This window comes from uncultured Ruegeria sp. (genome assembly GCF_947497005.1).
Taxonomy (GTDB): Bacteria; Pseudomonadota; Alphaproteobacteria; order Rhodobacterales; family Rhodobacteraceae; genus Ruegeria.
Genome location: NZ_CANMFF010000005.1, coordinates 211788 through 231754 on the forward strand (window position 1 = coordinate 211788; position 19967 = coordinate 231754).

A 19967-nucleotide genomic window follows, 5' to 3' on the forward strand; every position below is an offset into this window, starting at 1 on the left:
CGCGTATGCGTCTGTGACCTGTCACAACGGCTTCCTGACGTGGCGGAGAAACCCCTATTGGAGCGCATTTATGTCCCGACAGAACTATACATTTACCTCGGAATCAGTTTCCGAAGGGCACCCGGACAAGGTCTGTGACCGTATCTCGGATGCTGTCCTTGACGCATTTCTGAATGAAGAACCAGAAGCACGTGTGGCTTGCGAAACCTTTGCCACGACCAACCGCGTCGTTATCGGTGGCGAAGTTGGCCTGTCTGATCAAGACAAACTGCACGACTACATGGGCCGCATCGAACAGATCGCGCGCGACTGTGTGAAAGACATCGGATACGAGCAGGATAAGTTCCACCACGAAACCGTCGAGGTGACGAACCTGCTGCACGAACAATCTGCCCACATCGCGCAGGGCGTTGATTCTGCCGCCGACAAAGACGAGGGTGCTGGCGATCAGGGCATCATGTTCGGCTACGCCACTACCGAAACACCCGAGCTGATGCCTGCGCCTATTCAGTATTCGCATGCAATCCTGCGGCGCCTGGCAGAAGTGCGTAAAAACGGTACCGAGCCTGCGCTGGGACCTGATGCAAAGTCGCAGTTGTCGGTCGTGTACCGCGATGGCAAACCGGTCGGCGTGAGCTCGATCGTTTTGTCGACGCAGCACCTGGAGGAGGCTCTGACGTCGGATGACATCCGAGCCATCGTTGAGCCCTATATCCGCGAAACCCTGCCCGAAGGCTGGCTGTCGGCTGAAACCGAATGGCACGTCAACCCGACCGGCAAGTTCGTTATTGGCGGACCGGATGGAGATGCGGGCCTGACCGGGCGCAAAATCATCGTAGACACCTATGGTGGCGCAGCACCGCATGGCGGCGGGGCATTCTCGGGCAAAGACCCGACCAAGGTTGACCGTTCGGCAGCCTATGCCGCGCGCTATCTGGCAAAAAACGTAGTGGCCGCCGGTATGGCCGAGCGCTGCACGATTCAGCTGAGCTATGCGATTGGCGTCTCAAAGCCGTTGTCGATCTATGCTGACACGCATGGCACGGGCCAGATAGCAGACGCTATCATCGAAAAGGCCGTGGGCGAGATCATGGATCTGACACCGCGCGGCATTCGTCAGCACCTGCAGATGAACAAGCCGATCTATCAACGTACAGCGGCTTACGGTCATTTCGGCCGCGAACCCGAAGCCGATGGCGGCTTTAGCTGGGAACGCACCGATCTGGTCGATGCGCTGAAGGCCGCAGTCTGATCTGAACAACACAAAGCGCGCCCTTCGGGGCGCGCTTTTGCTTTGTGGGCGCCGCTCGCCCTTGCAACGTACTCTGGCGCGCAGTATGGCGACCGCCATGAGCACCGAGACCCCAAAACGCCCGCGCAGGAACTTCTATGGCCGCTTCAAGGGCAAGACTCTGAAGCCCAGTCAGAAGACATATCTGAACGAAGATCTGGCCTCTCTTGCGCCCGGAGCGGTGGATTGGGAGGCCAACCCTGAACGCAATCCGCTGGACTTAGACAAGCTGTTTGGTGGCAAACCGGTTTGGTTGGAGGTCGGCTTTGGTGGCGGCGAGCATCTGGTGCATCAGGCGGAAAACAACTCCGATATCGGCATCATCGGGGCCGAGCCTTATATTAACGGGGTTGCCATGCTGCTGGGCAAAATCCGGAAAGCGGGCGTTGAGAACCTTGCCGTGCATCCCGGTGATGCGCGGGATCTTTTTGACGTTTTGCCCGAAGCCAGCATTTCGCGTGCGTTCCTTCTTTATCCCGATCCGTGGCCCAAAACACGGCACCACCGCCGCCGTTTTGTCACGCAAGAGCATCTTGAGCCATTGGCAAAAGTGCTGAAGCCCGGATCGATCTTCCGGGTTGCCACCGACATTCCCGACTATGTGCGACAGACGCTGGAGGAAGTTCCACGTGCAGGGTTTGAATGGTTGGCGGAAGGCCCCTCGGATTGGCGCGAACCGTGGGATGACTGGATTTCCACACGCTACGAACAGAAGGCGTTGCGCGAAGGCCGGACACCCCATTACCTGACCTTCCGCCGCAAGGACTGATTGCCGCTGGACCAACCGGCTCCAATTCGCTAATCGGCTTGGGCACTGATAGCGCAAAAGGAGCCCCCATGTCCGGACACGGCACGCCCATCCCGATGATCTCGCATCCCTGCGGCCCGCTGACGGGCACGGCAGAGGTGCCTGGCGACAAGTCGATCTCGCACCGGTCGTTGATCCTGGGCGCGATGGCCGTAGGCGAGACCAGGATTTCGGGCCTGCTGGAAGGTGAAGACGTTCTGGACACTGCCAAGGCGATGCGGGCCTTTGGGGCTGAGGTGACAGATCACGGCGGCGGCGAATGGACAGTGCTGGGCGTCGGTGTCGGTGGGTTTGCGGAACCTGGTCAGGTGATTGACTGTGGTAACTCCGGCACTGGGGTACGATTGATCATGGGCGCGATGGCGACCTGTCCGATCACAGCGACCTTTACGGGTGATGCCAGCCTGAACAAACGCCCCATGGCACGGGTGACTGATCCGTTGGCGCTGTTTGGTACACAGTCGGTTGGGCGGTCAGGTGGGCGTTTGCCGATGACTATCGTCGGTGCGGCAGACCCGACCCCGGTGCGGTACGAAGTTCCGGTTCCGTCGGCTCAGGTGAAATCCGCCGTGCTGTTGGCGGGGCTGAATGCGCCCGGCAAAACTGTTGTGATCGAGAAAGAGGCAACGCGCGACCACTCTGAGCGGATGCTGGCCGGGTTCGGCGCTGAGATCACGGTGGAAGATACCGATGAAGGCCGAGTCATCACTCTGACGGGCCGCCCCGAGTTGAAGCCGCAGGTCATCGCCGTCCCGCGTGATCCGTCCAGCGCGGCCTTCCCTGTTTGTGCGGCACTGATCACACCCGGATCGGACGTCTTGGTGCCTGGCATCGGCCTGAACCCGACCCGCGCGGGCCTCTTTATCACTTTGCGCGAGATGGGTGCGGATCTGACCTATGAGAATGAGCGCGAAGAGGGCGGCGAGCCGGTGGCTGATCTGCGTGCAAAATACTCGCCCAACATGAAGGGGATCAATGTTCCTCCGGAACGCGCGGCATCAATGATTGATGAATATCCGGTTTTGTCTGTGATGGCTGCAAACGCCACGGGCACCACGATGATGGGCGGCGTGAAAGAGCTGCGGGTGAAAGAAAGCGACCGCATCGACGCTATGGCCCGTGGCCTGCGTGCGAACGGTGTTACCGTTGCCGAGGGTGACGAATGGTGGTCGGTCGAAGGGCTCGGCATCGGCAACGTTCCAGGTGGCGGCACCTGCGAAAGCTTCCTGGATCATCGCATTGCCATGTCGTTCATGATTTTGGGGATGGGCGCCGAGAAAGGCGTCACCGTCGACGATGCCGGTCCGATCGCCACGTCTTTCCCAATTTTTGAACCACTGATGGCCAGATTGGGTGCCAAGCTGCTTAGGAACAATCGGTCGGTTTGATGTCAGGCGCGCCCTTCACAATCGCAATTGATGGCCCAGCCGCTGCGGGCAAGGGAACGATCTCAAAAGGAGTAGCGTCTCATTTTGAGTTTGCTCATCTGGACACCGGCTTGCTGTACCGCGCTGTTGGGCGGCGTACCCTCGAAGGGTTTGGTGCGCTTGAAGCCGCGCAGGCCCTGACAGCCGAAGTGCTTGAGCAGGGAGATTTGCGAACCGCTGAAATCGCGCAGGCGGCGTCCAAAGTAGCGGTTATTCCCGAAGTGCGCGCCGCCCTGGTGGATTTTCAGCGTGCCTTTGCCCGCAGGGCAGGCGGGGCTGTACTGGACGGGCGGGATATTGGCACGGTGATCTGCCCCAATGCCGACGTGAAACTGTTTGTGACGGCCAGCGCCGAAGTGCGTGCTGAACGCCGGTTTCTTGAACTCAGCGCCAAAGGTGCCGATGTGACGCGCGATCAGGTTCTGGCAGATGTAAGAGAGCGGGATGCGCGGGACGCAGAGCGCAGTACCGCTCCGATGAAGCCTGCCGACGATGCGGTGCTGCTGGATACTACCGATCTGAGCATTGAGGCCGCATTGGCCAAGGCGTTTGAAGTCATCAACACGAAATTGCCCGCGACGCGCTGACGCCACGGGCAAGGGGGTTAGAGCTTACAGCTCGCCTACGGCGACGCTCTTGATATTCGCCCACTGATCGTCCGCCGTTTTTGCGGTGGCGGGAACGTCTTTCAGGAAGGCCGCGCGGGTTTCGGCGTTCAGGAACAGATACAGCTTGCCATCTGCAACCAGGTACTGATCCGGGTCGCCGTCAAACTTCTTGCCGACCGACACGCCGAACGAGCAGAACCCGCCATGCTGCGGCAGATAAGCCGCTGGGTTCGCCTCGAACGATTCAAGGTTCGCAGCGGAGGCGAAGTAATAGGATGCGCCGTCATACGTCGCCGAATGGGTGGCGAAGCCTTCGACCGGGTTACCATCATTGACCAATGCAACCAGATCGACCCCGTGTGCGGCCAGCGGTGCGCCTGCGGCCGAGATGCCGTTGGACACGTTGATTTCGTCGGCCGCAAAGGCCGGTGTGGACAGGGCGATGGCGACTGTCAGGGCGGTGAAGACGATAGATTTCATTACGTGTTTCCTTTTGGTACTGGGTTCAGGTCAACCGGATCGTCGACCGATGAAACATAGTTAGGTGGTGAATTTCGGACGTGTAATCGCAGATAAGCCATCAAATTTTGCAGATCGTACAAGCTGCTGAATGGTGTGAATAATGCGTTCACTAAGCTTTGTTTGGTCAGTGTGAATTTCTGTTCGTATGATGAAAGAGCGTCTGCAGGAGTGACCTCATGATCCGATTAGTCTTCTTTCTGATTTTCGCCGCCGGAAGCCTTTCCGCACAAGAGGCGGTGCCGCAGACTCCCGAAGCGGAGCCGCCGATGACCTACGAACGTTTGGGCAATATTCTCTTTGCGCTCGATCCCGGAGCCGAGCCGAGTGGCCCCGGATTCCAAATGACGGTAGCGGGCGTACAGGTTTTGGTGATCACTGACATCAACGCTGACCGGATGCGCGCCATGGTCCCGATCCGCAGCGCCGAGGCACTGTCCGACGAGGATCTGGTCCGTATGATGCAAGCCAATTTCGACAGCACGCTGGACGCGCGTTACGCGATTGCCAATGGCACTTTATGGGCTGCGTTCATTCACCCGTTGTCTCTTTTGGAAAAAGACCAGTTGATCTCGGGGCTGGCCCAGACTGTGAACATCGCCACGACATATGGCACGCTGTATTCCGGCGGTGCAGCGGAATTCGGAGGGGGTGACAGCACTGATCTGCAGCGCGCTCTGATTGAAGAGTTGCTGAAGAAAGGCGAGGAAATCTGACGGACGTCCGAACATAGCGCTTGCCGTGATGCACGCCGGTCTCGCAGATGTTGCGATGCCAGTGACCGCGGGCAAGTCAGTTTTTGTAGTGTGCAGGGTCTGCGGTCGGCCATGCGGGTTGGGTCGTCATAGACCCTAGATGGACGCAGGAAAGCTGCTATAGTTCCTCGCAAGCGAAAAGGGAAAGCTGCGATACAAGCCCAAAAAAGGGACGCAGCTAAACAATCCCCCAAGCCAACAGGGACAAAACTACATGAATAATCGTTTGAGAAAAATCACCATCGTGGGTGGGGGTACGGCTGGGTGGATGACCGCACTGCTCCTGGACATGGTGTTTTCCCGCACGTCAGGGCCCAAGGATCGCCCGCAAATTTGCCTGATCGAGAGCCCCAATATCTCTACCGTGGGTGTGGGTGAGGCTACTGTGCCGCGCATGCCGGTCACGCTCCGTCAGGCGGGCATTTCAGAACGAAGTTTCTTCCGCGAGACCAACGCATCATTCAAGCTGGGTGTGAAGTTTTGCAATTGGAATAATGACGCCAAGGGCAATCGCATCGATTACATGAACCCCTTTGCCCACGGTCAGATGTTGGAAGGGTTGGAGACTGCCGAGTATTTCTTGCGCTTTGGCAATGGGGATCGGGATTTCACACAATCCATCTCTCCGCATGATGATCTGGCCCGTCTGTGCAAGGGCGCGCGGCAGCTGGGTCAGCCTGAATTCGAGCAACGGTTTGGCTATGCCTATCATCTGGATGCTGTGAAATTTGCAGGCATGCTCACCAAGATCTGCACCAAGCGCGGCGTGGAACATATTCAGGATGAGGTGAAATCGGTTGAACTGGACGAACAGGGCAATGTCAGCCATCTCATGTTGGAGGCCAAGGGCCGCCATGACATCGAGATGGTCGTGGATTGCACCGGGTTCCGGGGATTGATCATCAATAAGGCACTCGGTGAGCCGTTTTTGGATTACTCGGACTATCTGCCGAATGATCGGGCCCTGGCGTTGCAGATCGAGCATCCCGACCCGGAAAAGATTGAAAGCGCTACACGGTCAACCGCTCTGGGCGCAGGCTGGACTTGGCGGGTACCGCTTTATAACCGCGTGGGTACGGGCTATGTTTATTCGTCCGCGCACCGAACAGATGATCAGGCGGCAGACGAATATCTCGAATGGTTGGGTGACAGCGGCAAGGGTCTGACACCACGTGTAATCCCGATGCGCGTCGGGCGCGTGCGCAATGCCTGGGTCAAGAACTGTGTAGCGATTGGTCTGTCTGGCGGGTTTATTGAACCACTTGAAAGTACCGCGATCCATATGATCGACCATGCGATACGTTGGTTCGCCGAGCACTTGCCCACCCGGGATATCGAGCCATCACTTCGTGACAGATATAACCGGCAGATGGACAAGCTCTATAACGAGGTTCTGGAGTTCATCTGTCTGCACTATCGGTTGGGCAATCGTACCGATGATCAATACTGGATCGATGCGCGAACTGAGATGAAGGTGCCGGACCGGTTGGCCGAAAACCTTGAGTTATGGCAGTACCGCTTGCCGATGGACCACGATATCGAGTTCGCTACACTGTTTGACAGCCGCGTGTATCAGACCGTTCTTTTGGGCAAACAGGTCTATGATACAGGCTACGGCGCTGGCATCCGCGACCGTCTTCGGCCATTGAAGAAACCGATTTGGTTTCAGGGTATGAAGCGTGCGAAAATGGACTTGGTGAAGATCGTCAAAACTATGCCGGATCATAAAACGCTACTACGCGATATCCGAGGGGAGCTTGAGCAACCCACCTTTGGTATGGCGGCGGCAATGAAGCCTACAGTGGCGATGCCGGGCGCGGCACCGGCCCCCGTGGTGGTCGAGAACATGCCGAATTTTGCTGAAATCCAAAGCGGTAAGAAGGATTTGCAGTTGTTCTAAAAGTACTCCGTGCTCCATGCCGGGGTTATTTGGAAACAAATGAAGGGCGGGGGGTTAAATACATCCCCGTCTCAATAGCCTTCTTTGGGATATTTATGGGCTTTGCGTCCTTCACAAGCAGTCTTGTGCGTTGCGTAAATGTAATGTAATTACATTTAGATTTGGTGAGGAACATACGCATTGCAGGGTCAGTTTGGACAAGGCCGCAAAGTTGGGCGGAATTTGCATAGCAGTCTCAAGCGTCGGAGACGACAGACTGCGCCGATGCAGGTGTATGACTCTCTGCCACCAGGGTTGCGGCAGTGGCTGGCCGCCGCCAGCTTGCCGTGGAGCCCTGTCTCGGCTCAGAAGATCTGGAACCGGGTAGGCGGCGCGCGGGACCCGTCCGCCGCACGGATGCGTCTGGATGAAATCGAACAGGCCATGCTACAGCGCGATGCCGGGGTTTGGGGTGCCAAAAGCTGAACCGAGCACTCGCAAAGACCTGCCGAACCTTGAAAACATGGGCTTTGCCCTTGCACATATCGGGGAATCCGCCTATACGCGCGCTGTCGATACAAGGGCGGTCAACGTCCGGATGACGTTTCTGAGCAGGGCCGGGTCACCTCGGCCCTTTGTGTTTGTTTGCTCAGCGGCGTACCGGGTCACGCCTGAAGACATCATGAAACAAGACCGGCGGAGACAACCGCTCGGCCAGTAAAAACGTTATGTAAAGGAAAACACTGCCAGATGGCTGATACAACCATGGAGGAATTCGAAGCCCTCCTGAACGAAAGCTTCGAAATGGACACGCCCGAAGAGGGTTCTGTTGTCAAAGGCAAGGTTCTCGCGATTGAAGCGGGCCAGGCCATCATCGACGTCGGCTACAAAATGGAAGGCCGCGTTGATCTGAAAGAATTCGCAAATCCCGGCGAAGCCCCTGATATTGCTGTTGGCGACGAGGTCGAAGTTTACCTACGCGCTGCAGAAAACGCCCGTGGCGAAGCTGTCATCTCTCGCGAGATGGCCCGCCGTGAAGAGGCATGGGACCGTCTGGAAAAAGCATATGCTGACGACCAGCGCGTCGAAGGTGCTATCTTTGGCCGCGTTAAAGGTGGCTTCACTGTCGATCTGGGTGGCGCAGTTGCGTTCCTGCCCGGCTCGCAGGTTGATGTTCGCCCCGTGCGCGACGCTGGCCCGCTGATGGGTCTGAAGCAGCCATTCCAGATTCTGAAAATGGACCGCCGCCGTGGCAACATTGTTGTTTCGCGTCGCGCAATCCTTGAAGAATCACGTGCCGAACAGCGTGCCGAAGTCATCGGCAACCTGTCCGAAGGTCAAACCGTCGAGGGTGTCGTCAAAAACATCACCGAATACGGTGCATTTGTTGATCTGGGCGGCGTTGACGGCCTGCTGCACGTCACCGACATGGCATGGCGCCGTGTGAACCACCCGTCCGAGATTCTGACGATCGGCGAAACCATCAAGGTTCAGGTCATCAAGATCAACAAAGAGACCCACCGCATCAGCCTGGGCATGAAGCAGCTGCAGGAAGATCCATGGGATCTGGTTGCTGCTAAATACCCGCTGAGCTCGGTCCATCAGGGTCGCGTCACCAACATCACCGACTACGGCGCGTTCGTCGAGCTGGAAGCCGGTGTCGAAGGTCTGGTGCACGTGTCCGAGATGTCCTGGACCAAGAAAAACGTCCACCCCGGCAAGATCGTTTCGACCAGCCAAGAAGTCGACGTCATGGTTCTGGAAATCGACGGCGCCAAGCGTCGCGTATCCCTGGGCCTGAAGCAGACTCAGCGCAACCCGTGGGAAGTGTTTGCAGAAACACACCCCGAGGGCACCGAGGTCGAAGGCGAAGTCAAAAACATCACCGAATTCGGTCTGTTCATTGGTCTCGAAGGCGACATCGACGGCATGGTTCACCTGTCCGACCTGTCCTGGGACGAGCGTGGCGAGGATGCGATCCAGAACTACCGCAAAGGCGACATGGTTTCGGCCGTTGTCTCGGAAGTCGATGTGGACAAAGAGCGTATCTCGCTGTCGATCAAAGCCCTGGGCGGTGACAAGTTCGCCGAAGCCGTGGGCGGCGTGAAGCGTGGCTCGATCGTGACCGTCGAAGTGACCGCGATTGAAGATGGCGGCATCGAGGTGGAATACGAAGGTATGAAATCCTTCATCCGCCGTTCGGACCTGTCGCGTGATCGTGCAGAGCAGCGCCCTGAGCGTTTCTCGGTCAGCGACAAGATCGATGTTCGCGTCACCAATGTCGACAGCAAGACCCGCCGTCTGGGCCTGTCGATCAAGGCACGCGAGATTGCCGAAGAAAAAGAGGCCGTGGAACAGTACGGTTCTTCCGATTCGGGTGCATCGCTGGGCGATATCCTGGGTGCGGCGTTGAAATCGGGCGATTAAGTCCGGGCAGCATCCCGATCATGAATTTCGGCCTCGCACGACAGTGCGGGGCCGTTTTTGTTGCGAATCAATATGTTCTGATCAGTCGGGTTAATCGGGGGATTGTTCGCGCAATAAGTGTGGAATTTGACCTGACAAGTGAAATTTTGCGTGAGAATGTGGCAAAATAAAGCCTCAAGACGCAGAGTATCCGTTCCCCCTTTCCGGGTTTTTTCCTATACTGTCAAAACAGTAGACCTGTCACACCGGCTGCCTGGGAGGGTATCACGCATGATCCGTTCAGAACTGATTCAGAAAATCGCTGACGAAAATCCACATCTCTATCAGCGTGATGTCGAGCGGATCGTGAACACCGTATTCGAGGAAGTCACCGATGCCATGGCGCGCGGAGACCGTGTGGAACTGCGTGGTTTCGGTGCGTTTTCAGTTAAAAAACGCGATGCTCGCGTCGGCCGCAACCCGCGCACCGGTGAAACGGTTCAGGTTGAGGAAAAATGTGTACCGTTTTTTAAAACTGGCAAGTTGCTCAGGGATCGATTGAACGGTAAAGCCTAACATTATGATGCGTTACCTTCGATATGCTTTTCTGGCGGCGCTCGGGATCATCCTGATTTCCGTGTCGCTTGCCAATGTTCAATCCGTTGAACTGAAACTGATGCCTGATGCTCTGGCCGAGCTTCTGGGCTTTAACCTCAGCACGTCCCTGCCGCTGTTTCTGGTGGTTTTGGGTGGCGTGGTGGCAGGCTTGGTTATTGGCTTCATGTGGGAATGGTTGCGGGAACACAAACACCGCCGCGATGCGACCACGAAGACAGGCGAAGTGCGCAAGCTTGAGCGAGAAGTCAAAAAGCTCAAGAAAAAGCAGAACGAAGGCAAAGACGAAGTTCTGGCGCTTCTGGATGAGGCAAGCTGAGCCTACACGCTATGTCTGATGTTCGGTTCAAAATCTGCGGCCTGACCGTACCCGATCACGTGCGCACCGCTGTTGAGGCCGGGGCAGGCTATGTTGGGTTCGTTTTCTTTCCAAAATCGCCGCGTCATCTGGACGTCGTGCATGCGACAGAGCTGGCGCATCTGGTCCCTGCCGGCGTTGCCAAGGTGGCTTTGGTCGTAAATACCACCGACGAAGAACTGGACCATATCGTTTCGACTGTACCGCTCGACATGCTTCAACTGCACGGTAAGGAATCGCCCGAACGAGTTGCGGAAATCAGGGAACGGTTTGGCCTGCCGGTGATGAAGGCCATCGGAGTAGCCGAGGTCGAAGATCTTGAGGCTATTGATCTTTACTCTGAGGTGGCCGACCAAGTGTTGATCGATGCGAAACCGCCCAGAGAATCGGAATTGCCAGGTGGCAATGGGCTGGCCTTTGATTGGCGGCTGTTGGCTGGGCGGAAGTATTGGCGCCGTCCGTGGATGCTGGCAGGTGGCCTTACTCCTCAGAATGTTGCTGAGGCCGTTCGTATGACCGGTGCGCGGCAAGTTGACGTTTCATCCGGCGTTGAAAGCGCACCGGGCGTGAAAGACGCGGCCCTGATCCGCGACTTTGCGGCTGCTCTCAGGTGATCTGATACTGATATTGCTGCGTATCCCTCGATACGGAGGGATGCAGTATGTTGGCAGCAATCGGGGGTGTTTCCTTGAGAAACTGGTACAACGCGCCGGAGTTTTTCTGGCGCGCTGGGCAGGTATATTGGCAGGCGAAAGGCGACCCATTGTGCCTGCACGCTACCATGTTCAGGCAGGATGGCCTCTATTTTTCACTGAGTGTCTGGCATGACATCGAGGCGATGCTGACTTTTTCCCAATCCGGCCCGCACAGACGTGTCATGTTGGCGGCAGACCGTCTGGCGCAGGTGAACAGGTTCCACCATTTTCCTTGCATCGGCGTGCCCACCCCGGAACAGGCAATTCAGGTCTGGCGTCAGAACACGCAGGTTGCGGAATGATGCGTTTTGCCCATGGCATATCCTGTCGCCACCACCTATGAACAACGGATACGACGAGGGAGACACCCATGGCCAACGATCTTTTCAATTCCTTCATGTCCGGCCCTGACGAACAGGGACGCTTTGGCATCTTCGGCGGACGTTTTGTCAGTGAAACACTGATGCCGCTGATCCTGGCGCTGGAAGAGGAATATGACAAAGCCAAGGATGATCCCGACTTCTGGGCCGAGATGGATGATCTGTGGGCTAACTATGTTGGCCGTCCCTCGCCATTGTATTTTGCGGAACGCCTGACCGAGCATCTGGGCGGCGCAAAGATCTATCTGAAACGGGATGAACTGAACCACACTGGCGCACACAAGATCAACAACGTGCTGGGCCAAATTATCCTGGCGCGGCGGATGGGTAAGACCCGGATCATTGCTGAGACCGGGGCAGGGCAGCACGGCGTGGCCACTGCCACCGTCTGCGCCAAATTCGGTCTGAAATGCATCGTCTACATGGGTGCCCATGACGTACAGCGTCAGGCCCCGAACGTATTCCGTATGCGCCTGTTGGGTGCAGAAGTGATCCCCGTGACCTCGGGTCGTGGCACTTTGAAAGACGCGATGAACGATGCGCTGCGCGACTGGGTGACCAATGTGCGTGACACGTTCTATTGCATCGGGACTGTGGCCGGGCCACATCCTTACCCGGCAATGGTACGTGATTTCCAGTCGATCATCGGCAAGGAAGCGAAAGAGCAGATGATGAAGGCCGAGGGCCGTCTGCCTGACACGATCATCGCGGCGATCGGCGGTGGATCGAACGCAATGGGTCTGTTCTACCCGTTCCTCGACGACAAGGACGTCAACATCATCGGCGTCGAAGCCGGTGGTAAGGGCGTGAACGAGAAGATGGAGCATTGCGCTTCTCTTACAGGCGGTCGTCCGGGCGTGCTGCATGGCAACCGGACCTATCTGCTGCAGGATGACGATGGCCAGATTCTTGAAGGCTACTCGATCTCGGCTGGTTTGGACTATCCGGGCATCGGGCCTGAACATTCCTGGCTGCACGAGATTGGCCGCGCGAATTATGTCTCGATTACTGACACGGAAGCGCTGGAGGCATTCCAGCTATGCTGCTCGACCGAGGGGATTATCCCGGCGCTGGAGCCGAGCCATGCGCTGGCTCATGTGATGAAGATTGCTCCGGAACTGCCCAAGGATCACCTGATCTGCATGAACATGTGTGGTCGCGGGGACAAGGACGTTCAGACAGTGGCGAAATATCTGAACTTCGACATGTCAGATACCGAAGGTCGGACGGCCGGTTGATAAAAAGCCGGGGCCACGTGCCCCGATTATTTTCTGCCACGTCTTGCAGCACGCACGCCCCGGAAGTCATATACTTTTTGCATGATCCTTGGTGAAACGGCCTGAGACCCCAAGGAAGGTCCGGCGGGGCGAACACTGACAAGCGCAATCAAAAGCAAAACAAGAGGCACAGGATTCGTGGTGTCGTTCGAGCCGCTTTGCATATGTGCGTTTCCTTCTGGCAATCAGTCCCGCAGAAAACATCCGACTGTTGCGAAATTACCGTGTGATTGAAGGTTTTATGGCAGTGGCTTCTTGGGGGTTCCGTTTCGCACACTCGACATTCAAAGCGCGGCTTCACAGTGAAGACGCCCTAAAATCACGGTTTTTGCAGAGTGCTTATGGGGTCGAATCGTCCGAGCCCGGTTGATTGTGCACAGATATGTGACCTGCACGCCGAAGTTGAATCATTTCCAATTCTATACAGCGACTCTGAATTGATTTAACTTTTTGGCAACTGGCGTTGTTGTGGCCGGTTCAGGGGAAGTCTCGACGTAGATGGGACAACGGAAGACGCGGCTCGGGACAAGGTATTCTCTCCGGGCACCCTGGTGTTTGGCACCCTCGCGGTGCTGTAGGAGGTAAAATGGTTAGGTCCGCGATTTCGAGGCTGTCGTGCCTCTTTTTTCTGGCTTCAGCACTCATGATCGGAAGCGCCAAAGAGGGTGCCGCCCTTGGCGGGGGGTTTATTGTAACCTCGGCTCCGACGCCGAACGGCGGTAGTATCTTTTTTAACAATATCGCAGCGACTGGCACTGCATTTGTATCGCTGGGAGGGTCCGGGCAGGTTCCCGGCGGTAGCTTCTATTTTAACAATGGCGTTCTGAACCAGGCTGCCATTACACCTGCAGGACTGGCGTCCTTGGGCTATATTGGCGCGAACATTATCAGTCAGGATGGCGCGGATTCCACATATGCGGCAGACGGGTATCTTGGGATTACGTTTACCGCGCGTGAAACAGTCGGGGGGCCGCTTTATCGCTATGAGATCGCGCTGTCTGGTGTCACAAATACGCAGATCATCAACACCCGTGTTCTGGTGGATACGACCCAGCCCACGGCAACGATCGGAGCATTGACGCCAACCGGTAGTGGAACTTTTCAGGCAACGATCACTCTGAGCGAGCCAAGTACCGACTTCACTGTAGGCGACCTGTCGGTCACGAATGCAACGGCTACTCTGACAGGGTCGGGCACCAGCTACGTCGCAATTCTGACGCCCCAGAACAACGGTACTATCGAACTCTTCATCCCCGCAGGTGCGTTTTCGGATGCGGCGGGCAATCTGAACCCGGAATCCAACAGGGTCAGCACGCTTCAGGCGGTGACAAATACACAACGTCAGATTCAGGCGTTTCAGAATGCCCGGGCCAACAGCCTTGTGACAAACCAGCCGAAACTGACCCAGTTTCTGCAGCGTTCGGGATCGGGGGTGCTGGATTCCTCTGTCACGCAGGGCTCGGGTTATCTGAACTTTGCCAGCGATCCGTCGCAGCCGGTCTGGTTCAATGTGACCGGCAACTGGAGCTCGCAAGACGATTTTGACAGCTCCTATGCGTTGGCCGTGGTCGGAGCTCATCGTCGGATCAGTTCCAATCTGTTGATAGGCGCCATGCTCCAGTTCGATTATGCCGAGACCGAAAACGGCCCGGCCAGCGTGGACGGTACGGGCTGGCTGGTTGGTCCCTATGTGGTGGCCAAACTGCCCAATCAGCCGGTGTATTTCGAGGGGCGCGTTCTTTACGGGCAAGCCGATAATAATATCTCTCCGTTCGGCACTTATGAGGACGGTTTCGACAGTGAGCGCTGGCTGGTCCAGTCGCGCGTGACCGGTGAGATAAAGCGTGGAGCCCTGACACTCATGCCATTGCTGGACGTGAGCTATGCCAGTGATGATCAGGAAACTTATACCGACAGTCTGGGAAACCTGATCCCACAACAGGATTTCAGCCTGACAACGGCACGGCTGGGTATGGATTTCAGCCATCCGCTTCAGGTGTCACGTGGTGAGATGATGCTGACTGGTGGCCTGTCAGGGATTTGGAGCACGACCTCTGGCACCGGAACTGCTCCCGGCGTGACGCCGATTGGCGACACTGCCCGTGCCCGCGCTGACCTGGGAATCGATTACCGGTTGGAAAACAACAGCCTGCTTGCGGCAAATGTGTTCTATGACGGCATTGGTGAAAGCGGTTTTGAAAACTACAGCATCAGCCTGATCTGGCAAATGGCTTTCTGAACCAATGGCGAGATCGGATCAGGTCTCGCCAAGGCGCGATGCCGGTCAGCCTTTCGCTTTGTTCTGACACAAGATGTTGAGCGGCACAATTTCCAGCGCACGTTGATGCGTTGCTTCCAGATGAACCTTTGGGGCGCATCCTTCGTCATGGGCTTGTAGAAACCGGCTGGCACATAAACACCAACTGTCACCGGGCTTGAGGCCCGGGAAATCGAACTCGGGCCGCGCGGTGCTCAGGTCATTGCCGACGTATTTCGAATACGCCAGAAACTCGGCCGTCATCACAGCACACACGGTATGGCTGCCCTGATCCTCGGGGCAGGTATTGCACGCGCCGTCCCGGAAAAACCCGGTCAGGGGATCGCGTGAGCAGGGCACCAGAACGCCACCAAGTACGTTGATACTGTCTTGCTTTTGCATGAAGTTACCTTACAGGCTTTCTGCGATCTTTCGGAACATTTCGATGTTCTGATCATTCACGCCGGGTTCAAGAAACAGACGGTCTGCGCCGGTTGAGACAATCAAAACACCTCGGGGCTGATTGAAATAGATATACTGACCGTAAATGCCACGGGCCAGAAACTCGCCTTCGTGCGCACCACGGGGTATCCACCATTGATAGCCATAGCCGATCTTGCCTTGCGCCGTCGGGGCGCTGGGTTGCGTGGCCTCGAATATCCATTCGGCAGGAACCAGTTGTTGCCCATCCACTTTGCCGTCCTGCAGGATCATTTGTCCGAACCGTGCAAAGTCACGCGTGGTGAAGTTCAGGCCAGCCAACACAAAAGCAACACCGGCACCGTCCGTGACATAGTATCCGTCATGCTCCAGTCCCAGGGGTTGTATGATCTTATCGGTCAACAGCTCGGCCACGCTGCGTCCGGTTGCGCCGCGTATGACCATGCCTAAGACGTGCGTATCGATTGAAACGTATTGCCAGGTTTCGCCCGGCGTCGCAAAGCTGTCTTGCAAGGACGCTGCAAAATCGTCCAACTCGCCACCTAAGGCGATGACGCGACCCATGCGGTTGATGTCAGAGTTCGGGTCCAGATAATCTTCGTCAAACGTGACACCGCTGGCCATGTTCAACACATTGCGGATTGTCGCGGCCTCATAAGCGCTTCCCTTTAGCTTCGGGGCGTATTTGATTGCCGGGTCGTCCAGTGACTCGATCGCGCCCTCATTCAGCAAAATCCCAAAAAGCGCTGAAAGATAGCTTTTGGCCACCGACCAAGAAATTCGACGGTCATTTGGGCTGGTACCCAGATAATACTCCTCGAACCGGATATCGCCGTCCTGCATGACCAACAGCGAGGTGACAGAGCGTTCATCGATCCATTTGTCGGTGCCATCGGGCAGGTCGAACCCTTCGCCGTAAGGCAGCTCCCACGTCGGGCCGTTGCCACGGGGCAGATCAACGGTCAGAAAAGCTTCGTTCATGTGCGAAAAATTGTGAACGATCTTTTCTTCGGAAAACAGCGAGTTCACAGCCATCAGGCGCTGCAACTCTTCGCGTTTCCACAGCCCAACGACAACGGCAGCCAGAGCCAGCGCCACAACGATGCGCAGCACCCACTTCAAGATGGATCTCATCGCATAGCCTCCCTTGTTCCTCGGTATTGGATCGCGGACGCTTTCATTCTGCAATGACTACGTAACGGAATGTGCCGGATCTGCTATTTGAATTTGTCCAACAGCTTCTGCATGGCAGAGCGGTTATCCACTTCGGGTTCTGTCGATGTTTTGGGTTTCGCCTCGGTTTTCGGGGCAGGTGTCTTCGAGGAGCGCGGTGGAGCGGTGCGCAGCGCGACCGCATTCATGAATTTCCCGCCTTCGTCTTGGGCCAAGTAAGCTGCCCCGTCCGAAATGCCACGCAGCACATCATCTAACCAGTCAGCCTCGGACTTGGCAAAATCGTTCAAAACGTAGGCTGACACCATTTCCTTGCGACCGGGATGCCCAATTCCAAGGCGCACGCGGTCATAGGCGGCTCCGATATGGTCATGGATCGAACGCAAGCCGTTGTGTCCGGCATGTCCACCGCCCGCCTTGACGCGCACTTTGCAGGGGGCAAGGTCCAGCTCGTCGTGGAAGACAACGACATCAGTTGAATCAAGCTTGTAGAACCGCATCGCTTCACCGACGGATTGGCCGGATCGGTTCATGAAGGTCTGTGGTTTCAGCAGCATAACCTTTTCGCTGCCCAATCGACCTTCCGAAAGCTCGCCCTGAAACTTGGACTTCCACGGGCCAAACCCGTGGTCCTCTGCAATCCGGTCCACGGCCATGAACCCGATATTGTGCCGGTTGCGGGCGTATTTCTGCCCTGGGTTCCCCAATCCGACAAAGAGTTTCATGATGTTGCTCCGCCCTTGTAGCCGTTAGGCGTTTTCATGCACGGAAACGCTTGGAAAATCCAGTCAGCCCGGATGGATCTACACGCAAAAAAAACGGGACCCTGAAGGGCCCCGTTCCAAAATCCAGAAATCTGGTCCAGATTTATTCTTCTTCTTTGCCGACGACTTCAACTTCATCGACTGCAACTTCGCCCTCTTCACCTTCTTCGTCGTCGCTTGTGGACAGACCTGTTGGTGCCGAGACGTTTGCAATCACGAAATCACGGTCGATGGTCGGCTTGGTGCCTTCGGGCAGGTCAACCGACGAAATGGTGACAACGTCGTTGATGTTCATTCCGGTCACGTCAACAGTGATCTTCTCAGGAATGTCACCTGCGGTGCACAGCAATTCGACTTCCGGACGGACAACGGTCAGAACGCCGCCCTTTTTGATGCCGGGCGCTTCTTCCTCGTTGATGAATTCAACCGGGATGAACAGCGCGATCTTGGTGGTGCGACGCAGGCGCATCAGGTCCAGGTGGGTCGGCAGGTCTTTGACGATATCACGCTGAACGTCGCGGCAGATGACGCGAACGTCTTCGTGACCTTCGACCTTCAGGTTCCACAGGGTTGACTTGAAGCGACCGGCTTTCAGGCGCTTGAACAGTTCGTTGAACGGGATCTGAATCGCCAGCGGATCTTTGTCGCCGCCAAATACAACACCCGGAACCATGCCTTCGCGGCGTGTTTTACGAGCGGCGCCCTTGCCTGTCCCCGTCCGTTCCAGAGCTACGAGATCAGGAATCTCTCCAGCCATGATAATTCTCCAATGTTAGGGCGGGTATCCTCCAAGGCTGTATACCCGCGTGAAGCCGCGTCCTTATCTCGATTCACCGGATTTGGAAAGGGGTAATTCATACCCTAATATTTTGCGAGGCTCTGCGCCGCGCTCCGAGGTATTTAGAGCCAGATGAAGAACAGATCCCTTGGTTCATCTGGCCAAAAATACCTCGGGGGAGGCGCCCGGAACGGGCGACGGGGGCAGTGCCCCTAGGACGCGGGGGAGTCAGTCTTGCCAGCAACCGCCGAAATCATCTGGTACAAGAAGGTTATGCCGTCCCAGCCCATCGATATTTTTCTCACCGCAAAGCGCCATTGTTGTGTCGAGCTCCTTCTGGATCACCTCCAGCGCGGTGGTGACGCCTTTCTGACCCATCGCGCCCAAGCCGTAGACAAATGCGCGGCCGATATACGTCCCCTTGGCCCCCAGAGCCAGCGCTTTGAGTGCGTCCTGACCTGACCGGATGCCGCTGTCCAGATGCACTTCGATGTCATTGCCGACGACGTCCATAATTTCCGGCAGGACGCGGATCGAACTAAGCGCGCCATCAAGCTGCCGCCCGCCGTGGTTTGACACCACGATGGCATCTGCGCCCAGCTTGGCCGCCATTTTCGCATCGTCCGCATCAAGGATACCTTTCAGGATTACCTTGCCGCCCCATTGCTCCATCAGCTTTTCAACCTTGGACCAATCCAGGCTGGGGTCGAACTGTTCTGCGGTCCAGGCCCCCAGAGAGGATGCGTCCGAGATACCATGCACATGCCCCACGATATTGCCGAATTCTCGTCGCTTGGCCCGCAGCATTTCTATCCCCCAGGCCCATTTAGTCATCAGGTTTGCGACGGTCTTTGCGGTCAGTTTGGGCGGAGCTGACAGACCGTTCTTGAGGTCCTTGTGCCGTTGGCCCAGAATCTGCAGATCCAAGGTGATGACCAGCGCCGAACATCTGGCGTCTTTGGCCCTCTGAATCAGGCGGTTGACGTAGTCGGTGTCCTTCATGGTGTAGAGCTGGAACCAGAACGGCTTGCCGGTATGTTCAGCCACGTCTTCGATCGAGTTGATCGACATGGTTGAGAGAGTAAAAGGTACGCCAAACTCTTCAGCTGCTTTGGCGGCCTTCATCTCTCCATCTGCATGCTGCATTCCGGTCAACCCAACCGGAGCTAACGCGACGGGCATCGAGACATCCTCGCCGATCATCTTCGAGGCAGTAGAACGTCCGGACATATCAACCGCCACCCGCTGGCGCAGGCGGATCTCTTCAAAGTCGCTGCTGTTTTCGCGAAAGGTCTGTTCCGTCCAACTGCCACTTTCGGTGTAATCATAGAACATCCGGGGTACGCGGCGTTCATAAAGGCGCCTGAGGTCTTCAATATTGGTAATCACGGGCACGATTGCAGACCTCCGGGCTTCGCTGGTTAGTTTTGCTTATCAACCCATTTCCAAGCGTGCAATGATCTGACTGTGCGCCTGGCAATCAAAAAATCCGTCGCAGTGTTATCTGCGGCGGATCTTTCAATTATTTTGATGTGC

At 56.6% G+C, this 19967-nt stretch carries 20 protein-coding genes and 1 riboswitch; of the genes, 14 read left to right on the forward strand and 6 right to left on the reverse strand.

Annotation, left to right across the window (positions count from 1 at the left end):
• Nucleotides 1-15 precede the first annotated feature (15 nt).
• A riboswitch (SAM-SAH riboswitch) is annotated at nucleotides 16-65 on the forward strand.
• Nucleotides 66-70: 5 nt separating this feature from the next.
• The 4 genes from metK to Q0816_RS09420 all read left to right on the forward strand — a co-directional run bounded on the left by metK (nucleotide 71) and on the right by Q0816_RS09420 (nucleotide 4113).
• A complete protein-coding gene (gene metK / locus Q0816_RS09405) occupies nucleotides 71-1252 on the forward strand; it encodes a methionine adenosyltransferase (RefSeq protein WP_298849762.1) in 1182 nt (393 codons plus the stop codon).
• A 97-nt stretch (nucleotides 1253-1349) separates the two neighbouring features.
• The gene (locus Q0816_RS09410) at nucleotides 1350-2060 is read left to right on the forward strand and encodes a tRNA (guanosine(46)-N(7))-methyltransferase TrmB (RefSeq protein WP_298849765.1); all 711 of its coding nucleotides are present in this window, start codon (nucleotides 1350-1352) and stop codon (nucleotides 2058-2060) included.
• Between the two features lie 68 nt (nucleotides 2061-2128).
• Entirely contained in the window at nucleotides 2129-3487 is a 1359-nt protein-coding gene (aroA, locus tag Q0816_RS09415; RefSeq protein ID WP_298849767.1) for a 3-phosphoshikimate 1-carboxyvinyltransferase, read from the forward strand.
• On the forward strand, nucleotides 3487-4113 hold the full coding sequence (locus Q0816_RS09420) for a d(CMP) kinase (RefSeq protein ID WP_298849769.1): 627 nt from the start codon (nucleotides 3487-3489) through the stop codon (nucleotides 4111-4113). The genes aroA and Q0816_RS09420 overlap by 1 nt, the downstream gene beginning before the upstream one ends.
• Before the next feature lie 24 nt (nucleotides 4114-4137).
• Here Q0816_RS09420 and Q0816_RS09425 read toward each other — a convergent pair whose 3' ends face one another.
• Nucleotides 4138-4614 (reverse strand): YHS domain-containing (seleno)protein, encoded by a 477-nt coding sequence (locus tag Q0816_RS09425; RefSeq protein WP_298849771.1) that lies wholly within the window; start codon nucleotides 4612-4614, stop codon nucleotides 4138-4140.
• Nucleotides 4615-4832: 218 nt separating this feature from the next.
• On the opposite strand from Q0816_RS09425, the gene Q0816_RS09430 reads away from it, so the two are divergent.
• The 10 genes from Q0816_RS09430 (at nucleotide 4833) to Q0816_RS09475 (ending at nucleotide 15257) form a co-directional block, all read left to right on the forward strand.
• Complete coding sequence (locus Q0816_RS09430; RefSeq protein ID WP_298849773.1) at nucleotides 4833-5369, forward strand: hypothetical protein; 537 nt, start codon at nucleotides 4833-4835, stop codon at nucleotides 5367-5369.
• 253 nt (nucleotides 5370-5622) lie between these two features.
• Nucleotides 5623-7308, forward strand: a complete 1686-nt coding sequence (locus tag Q0816_RS09435; RefSeq protein ID WP_298849775.1) for a tryptophan halogenase family protein — start codon at nucleotides 5623-5625, stop codon at nucleotides 7306-7308.
• A gap of 222 nt (nucleotides 7309-7530) precedes the next feature.
• On the forward strand, nucleotides 7531-7773 hold the full coding sequence (locus Q0816_RS09440) for a DUF6525 family protein (RefSeq protein ID WP_298849927.1): 243 nt from the start codon (nucleotides 7531-7533) through the stop codon (nucleotides 7771-7773).
• A 264-nt stretch (nucleotides 7774-8037) separates the two neighbouring features.
• Nucleotides 8038-9714 carry a 30S ribosomal protein S1 gene (gene rpsA, locus Q0816_RS09445; RefSeq protein ID WP_298849777.1) on the forward strand — a complete coding sequence of 559 codons (1677 nt, stop codon included), beginning with the start codon at nucleotides 8038-8040 and terminating at the stop codon, nucleotides 9712-9714.
• 270 nt (nucleotides 9715-9984) lie between these two features.
• Nucleotides 9985-10269, forward strand: coding sequence for an integration host factor subunit beta (gene ihfB / locus Q0816_RS09450; protein WP_050603110.1), 285 nt, complete (start codon nucleotides 9985-9987; stop codon nucleotides 10267-10269).
• Between the two features lie 7 nt (nucleotides 10270-10276).
• Nucleotides 10277-10627: a LapA family protein gene (locus Q0816_RS09455; protein WP_298849930.1), complete on the forward strand. Its 351-nt coding sequence runs from the start codon at nucleotides 10277-10279 to the stop codon at nucleotides 10625-10627.
• 11 nt (nucleotides 10628-10638) lie between these two features.
• Entirely contained in the window at nucleotides 10639-11280 is a 642-nt protein-coding gene (locus Q0816_RS09460; protein WP_298849782.1) for a phosphoribosylanthranilate isomerase, read from the forward strand.
• Between the two features lie 47 nt (nucleotides 11281-11327).
• The gene (locus Q0816_RS09465) at nucleotides 11328-11663 is read left to right on the forward strand and encodes a hypothetical protein (protein WP_298849783.1); all 336 of its coding nucleotides are present in this window, start codon (nucleotides 11328-11330) and stop codon (nucleotides 11661-11663) included.
• A 68-nt stretch (nucleotides 11664-11731) separates the two neighbouring features.
• The gene (trpB, locus tag Q0816_RS09470; RefSeq protein ID WP_298849785.1) at nucleotides 11732-12979 is read left to right on the forward strand and encodes a tryptophan synthase subunit beta; all 1248 of its coding nucleotides are present in this window, start codon (nucleotides 11732-11734) and stop codon (nucleotides 12977-12979) included.
• Nucleotides 12980-13604: 625 nt separating this feature from the next.
• The gene (locus tag Q0816_RS09475; protein WP_298849787.1) at nucleotides 13605-15257 is read left to right on the forward strand and encodes an Ig-like domain-containing protein; all 1653 of its coding nucleotides are present in this window, start codon (nucleotides 13605-13607) and stop codon (nucleotides 15255-15257) included.
• Nucleotides 15258-15302: 45 nt separating this feature from the next.
• Here the strand turns inward: Q0816_RS09475 and Q0816_RS09480 are convergent, their stop codons facing one another.
• The 5 genes from Q0816_RS09480 to Q0816_RS09500 all read right to left on the reverse strand — a co-directional run bounded on the left by Q0816_RS09480 (nucleotide 15303) and on the right by Q0816_RS09500 (nucleotide 19826).
• Complete coding sequence (locus Q0816_RS09480; protein ID WP_298849789.1) at nucleotides 15303-15677, reverse strand: DUF2237 domain-containing protein; 375 nt, start codon at nucleotides 15675-15677, stop codon at nucleotides 15303-15305.
• A 9-nt stretch (nucleotides 15678-15686) separates the two neighbouring features.
• Nucleotides 15687-16850, reverse strand: coding sequence for a serine hydrolase (locus tag Q0816_RS09485; protein WP_298849791.1), 1164 nt, complete (start codon nucleotides 16848-16850; stop codon nucleotides 15687-15689).
• Nucleotides 16851-16933: 83 nt separating this feature from the next.
• Entirely contained in the window at nucleotides 16934-17614 is a 681-nt protein-coding gene (pth, locus tag Q0816_RS09490; protein ID WP_298849793.1) for an aminoacyl-tRNA hydrolase, read from the reverse strand.
• Nucleotides 17615-17756: 142 nt separating this feature from the next.
• Nucleotides 17757-18410: a 50S ribosomal protein L25/general stress protein Ctc gene (locus tag Q0816_RS09495; protein WP_050603118.1), complete on the reverse strand. Its 654-nt coding sequence runs from the start codon at nucleotides 18408-18410 to the stop codon at nucleotides 17757-17759.
• Between the two features lie 249 nt (nucleotides 18411-18659).
• Entirely contained in the window at nucleotides 18660-19826 is a 1167-nt protein-coding gene (locus tag Q0816_RS09500) for an alpha-hydroxy acid oxidase (protein WP_298849796.1), read from the reverse strand.
• Between the last annotated feature and the right edge of the window lie 141 nt (nucleotides 19827-19967).